The following is a 4,609-nucleotide window of genomic DNA, read 5'->3' as shown; positions in this document are numbered from 1 at the left end:
CCCACTCCTCCCCCGCCCCCTCCATCTCCGCCTCCTCCGCCTGTTAGCCCAGCAAGTGAAATTGACCAATTGATATCAGACCTTCGTGCCGCTGGCGCTACTGTAGTACCGGATGAGGAAATCAGCCAGCCCTTCTTTTCCGTCGAGGGTAAGATTATCAAGATAAACAACGAGAATGTTCAGGTGTTTGAATATGCCAGTATCGAAGCAGCCGGCGCTGACGCGGCTGAGGTCTCACCTGACGGCAGTTCGGTAGGCACCACAATGGTATCCTGGATGTCAGCCCCGCACTTTTATAAATCGGGCAGACTAATCGTGCTCTATGTAGGGACTGATGAAACGGTAACCGGTGTACTGGGAGAGGTGCTCGGTAAGCAGTTTGCCGGCAGGATGGTGATAGTGAGTCCACTGGTGAGCATTTTGGAGCCAGCGGATGGGGCTACCGTTCCCGCGGGCAATGTCAGGGTCTCGATACAGGTATCAGGTTTTGAGCTGGTCAGCAAGCTGGGGCAGCCGAATACTGTTGGTGAGGGACACGTCCACTACTACCTGGATGCCAAGCCACCGGTGACGCCGGGGCAACCGGCGGTGACCGCAGCGGGTACCTATGCGGCCAGCGCGGAAAGATCACACACCTGGCAGAATGTTGCTCCGGGCAGCCATACCCTGGCGGCGCAGCTGGTCAATAATGACCATACCCCGCTTGCAACGCCGGTGGTAGCTCAGGTAACCATTAATGTAGAAGCTCTGGCTCCGGTGACATCACCCACTCTGAGAATCTTAACACCGGCTGGGGGAACCACGCTGCCTGCGGGGCCGGTAGCGGTAACTATTGTGGTCGGCAATTTCAGCCCGGTCAGCAAGCTGGGGCAGCCGAATGCTGCTGGTGAGGGACATGTCCACTACTACCTGGATGCCGAGCCACCGGTGACGCCGGGGCAACCGGCGGTGACCGCGCCCGGTACCTACGCGGCCAGCGCGGAAAGATCACACACCTGGCAGAATGTTACTCCGGGCAGCCATACCCTGGCGGCGCAGCTGGTCAATAATGACCATACCCCGCTTGAGCCACCGGTGGTGGCTGAAGTCACCATTAACGTAGCCATCCCGACCGGTCAGTCAATCACCATAAACCTCAACGCCCAATATACCGCTTTTGATAAAGGGACTATCTCTGTTCCAGCCGGTGCCAATGTGACCATTGTCTTCAATAACCAGGAAATAATTCCCCACAGTTTTTCTCTGTATCAGGACTCAACCGCTACCAGCCCTATTTTCGTGGGAGAAACTATTGTCGGACCGAGGACTGTTAGCTATCAGTTCATTGCTCCGAGTACACCGGGTACGTATTTCTTTCGCTGTGATGTACATCCTACGTTTATGACCGGTAGTCTCATTGTCACCGCTGACGGCGACTCCGATGTCCCCGATGATGGAGATGGTTACTAGTATCTCATCAGGCAAATAAAGATACTGCTGACGTTGAGTCGAAGGTAACCGGGGAGACATGTAGAATTGAATCTTCGGTATGACTATAAACAGGCTATAAAGTGGAGACCAATCCCCCCGGCCCCCTCATTGGAGAGCGACTACGGGCAGGGGAACGCTTTACGTTTACCTTACCTCTGGCCATATCCGCTGAGCAAAAAAACAGGTTTTATAGCCGGGATAATAATGCAGTGGAAACTTCTGGTTATCGTGGCTCTTATTTCCATGAAGTTGAAAGAGGCGGATGTGCCTTGAGAAGCATCAAGGGGGCTGGAGGTTTGACCTCCAGCCCCCCTTACCGTGCCTGCCGGGATATTGAGACTAATATCCCATTTGACTCTTCAGTGCCCGGTCAATCCAGATGTAGTGAGTAAAAACGTAGTCGTTGGTGTAACCCGGTACCTGCTCGCCATTGTATCCCTTTATCCATGGGTGCCAGATGGAGTAGAGGTATGGTGTCGGAAAGTCCAGCGTCCAGGCCTGCTCAATAGCGTAAACCGCGAAGGGTTTGTACAGTTCGCGTACCTTAGGTTCATTAAAAAGGTAGTCTTTCTTTAATATCGGGCGTAACTCGTTGGCATGCGGGTCGTCGATAACGGAGTGGTTAACCGAGATGTCCGGTGGATGGAACTCCTGGAAGGCAAAAGGCGTCCGGTTGGGATTGCTGGTGTAGAGGGCATCTTCATTGGTTCTGCCGTTAGAGATAGATCGGAAGACGCTGGTCTCTTTCACCTGGATATCTAGTTCAACCCCAATTTTGGATAGATAGTCTTTGATGACTGACAGATTGTCAACGTAACTTGTTTCGGTAATCACCTCCATAGTGAAACCATTGGGATAGCCGGCCTCAGTCAGGAGCTGCTTCGCCTCATCAGGGCGGTATTCAAAGAGTTTCCTTACATTCTCGGGCAATTCTTCTACCGGCGTGTACATGTCCATCCATCCCGGTACTGGCATTATCGGGTTGGTTAACAGCAGAGCATTGCCGTTATAGTAATCGTCGACTATTCCCTGGTTGTCAATCGCCATCCACAATGCCTGCCGGACCCTCACGTCATACCAGGGTTTCTCTGGCTTGTCAACTCTGGGCCACAGGCTCTCCGAATCGTATGGAACGAAGGCTTTCACCATTACGTCGGGGTTTGTTTTCAGGATGTCGTCTCTACCTTCCCAGGTAACGGCATCCCGGCCGCCACCAAGGTGGTCAAGCTTTCCGGTGCGGAAGGCTGCCATACGAGTAGAATCGTCACGTATTATTAGAAACTTGAGGCTATCCACGTATGGTAACTGGTTCTGTGGGTGCAGGGGGTCATGGTACCAGTAGTTAGGATTCCTGACGAAAGTATAAGCACTATCGGGGACGATGTCCTGCCACATGAATGGTCCGGTGCCGATATGATTTCGCCAGTCAGCCAGAGCCGTGGCACCGTATTCTTCCACTATCTCCATGGGGCCTGTTATCGCCATAAAGTCGGCGCTCGCTTCGGTTAAGGCGCTCTGATAGTCCGGATGCCCCTTGACAACAACTGTCCATTTATCGGTGGCGGTCACCGAGATGGGGTGTTCCTCGGCGGTCATTCTTGACCCGAAATAGTACTTGGGGTTGGAATATTCGGGTATCATGTTGTATTTCCGCTTGATGGAGAACACCACGTCATCGGCGGTTAGTTCCCGGCCGCCGACCAGTGCACTGGCTTCCCTGATGTTTGGATTATCGTGCCAGTGAATCCCCTTGCGGATGTGCCATATGACGGTCTCATTATCCGGTATCTCCCAGCTCTCAGCGATGGAGCCTACCCAGGTCTCGTACAACCTTACACCGGGGACGATATATTCCACCATGCCGTTTCCGGCCGGTCCCTTAAGCCAGTCCGATTTCACCAGTTCGTCGTTGGTGAGAGAGAGTGGCCAGTTGGGTGACCGGCTAACGGTGACTGGGTCATAACCACGTAGCGTCGTCGCCCAGGCATAGGTGAATACTCCGCCGTACTGCGGTTTCTCTACCATCCTGCCCAGCGAGTCCTGCACCATCTCGGCTCCGGGGGTTACCGGCGTGGTGGGTGTGGTGGGCGTGGTGGGTGTGGTGGGGGTAGTTGGGGTTGTTGGTGTTGTTGGGGTGGTGGGAGTTGTGGGGGCCGTTGGAGCGCAGGACGCCAGCAGCAGTGATATTACCATCATGCAGCTCACCACCAACCAGATAAACTTTCTTGGCATGTCTTCCTCCTCTTCTTATCCCGGTTTATCTGAAACCGTTGCTGACGGGGACAACCGTTGTTGGAATGTCAGCAGGTCTGAAAAAATATGTGATATTCTATAATTAACTGTTTGAGCATGTCAAGCTCACCTGGGTGAGCGGGTTTTGCTTTAGTAGTGCGGTTAGCTCAGCCGGTCAGTGTGATTACCACAGGTCGGATAGAGGTTCAAGTCCGGTACCGCCCCACCGTAAGCTCTCTTAGCTGGCGAACCTTCCCTTAAAATCCGGAGGCACCGGCACCGTTTTCTGCTGCTGGTAATCATAGAAGAGCATGCCTGTCTTTGCCCTGGCGATTTCTGCTCCCGAATCCGTATCTGAGATCTTATATATCAGGTCACAACCCCGGCTGGTGAAGTCAGTAACGGCGATCTCTACCTTCAGCGTCTGCCCGTAATATCCCTGTTTCTTGTAGATAATCCCTGCGTCGGCGATGATATGTCCAACTCCGTTAGTATCCCGCTCAGCATAACCCAGGCTATTCAGGAAGCGGACGCGGGCCTCCTCCATGATGACGAGGACGGCGGTGTGGCCGAGGTGCCGGCCGCGGTTGATATCACTGATGCGTATGGGGATGTCCGTTGAGAAAGCAAATTGAGCGGGCAGGTCGATTTCTAAGCGTGGCATTGGGTCGATATCCTTTCATAATTGGTAATTTTTCATTTTGCGGATGACTCCGGCTTTTTGATGTTCGGAGATGGTCATCAGCGTAGTAACGGCCTGGAATAAGTCATTCCTTTTGCAGGTCTCCGTCAATGAAACGGCTCAGGCGCAGCATTGAAATAGCCGGGTCCTTGTTTATCTTCAGGATGTATTCCGCCATAATCCTGCCTACTGCCGGGGAATGCATCACACCCTGAGAGTTCATGC

The 4,609-nt window shown here is 53.3% G+C and carries 4 protein-coding genes; 2 read left to right on the top strand and 2 right to left on the bottom strand.

Annotated elements, in window-relative coordinates:
* Nucleotides 1–1,449, top strand: a 1,449-nt coding sequence (locus Q8Q07_01680; GenBank protein ID MDP3879001.1) for a DUF4399 domain-containing protein, incomplete at its 5' end; no start/stop codon positions are given.
* Between the two features lie 66 nt (nucleotides 1,450–1,515).
* On the top strand, nucleotides 1,516–1,743 hold the full coding sequence (locus tag Q8Q07_01675) for a hypothetical protein (GenBank protein ID MDP3879000.1): 228 nt from the start codon (nucleotides 1,516–1,518) through the stop codon (nucleotides 1,741–1,743).
* Nucleotides 1,744–1,809: 66 nt separating this feature from the next.
* Here Q8Q07_01675 and Q8Q07_01670 read toward each other — a convergent pair whose 3' ends face one another.
* Nucleotides 1,810–3,702 carry an ABC transporter substrate-binding protein gene (locus Q8Q07_01670; GenBank protein MDP3878999.1) on the bottom strand — a complete coding sequence of 631 codons (1,893 nt, stop codon included), beginning with the start codon at nucleotides 3,700–3,702 and terminating at the stop codon, nucleotides 1,810–1,812.
* Nucleotides 3,703–3,940: 238 nt separating this feature from the next.
* Nucleotides 3,941–4,366, bottom strand: coding sequence for a thioesterase family protein (locus Q8Q07_01665; GenBank protein MDP3878998.1), 426 nt, complete (start codon nucleotides 4,364–4,366; stop codon nucleotides 3,941–3,943).
* Nucleotides 4,367–4,609: the final 243 nt, after the last annotated feature.

The sequence above is a fragment of the Dehalococcoidales bacterium genome (genome assembly GCA_030698765.1).
Lineage (GTDB): Bacteria > Chloroflexota > Dehalococcoidia > Dehalococcoidales > UBA2162 > JAUYMF01.
Note: the sequence above shows the minus strand (reverse complement) of the source record. Positions and strands in the feature narration are given on the sequence as shown.

Bases quoted from the DNA above. Each gene is read 5' to 3' on its own strand.
- Q8Q07_01670 (MDP3878999.1), bottom strand. From the start codon at position 3,702: ATGCCAAGAAAGTTTATCTGGTTGGTGGTGAGCTGCATGATGGTAATA.
- Q8Q07_01665 (MDP3878998.1), bottom strand. From the start codon at position 4,366: ATGCCACGCTTAGAAATCGACCTGCCCGCTCAATTTGCTTTCTCAACG.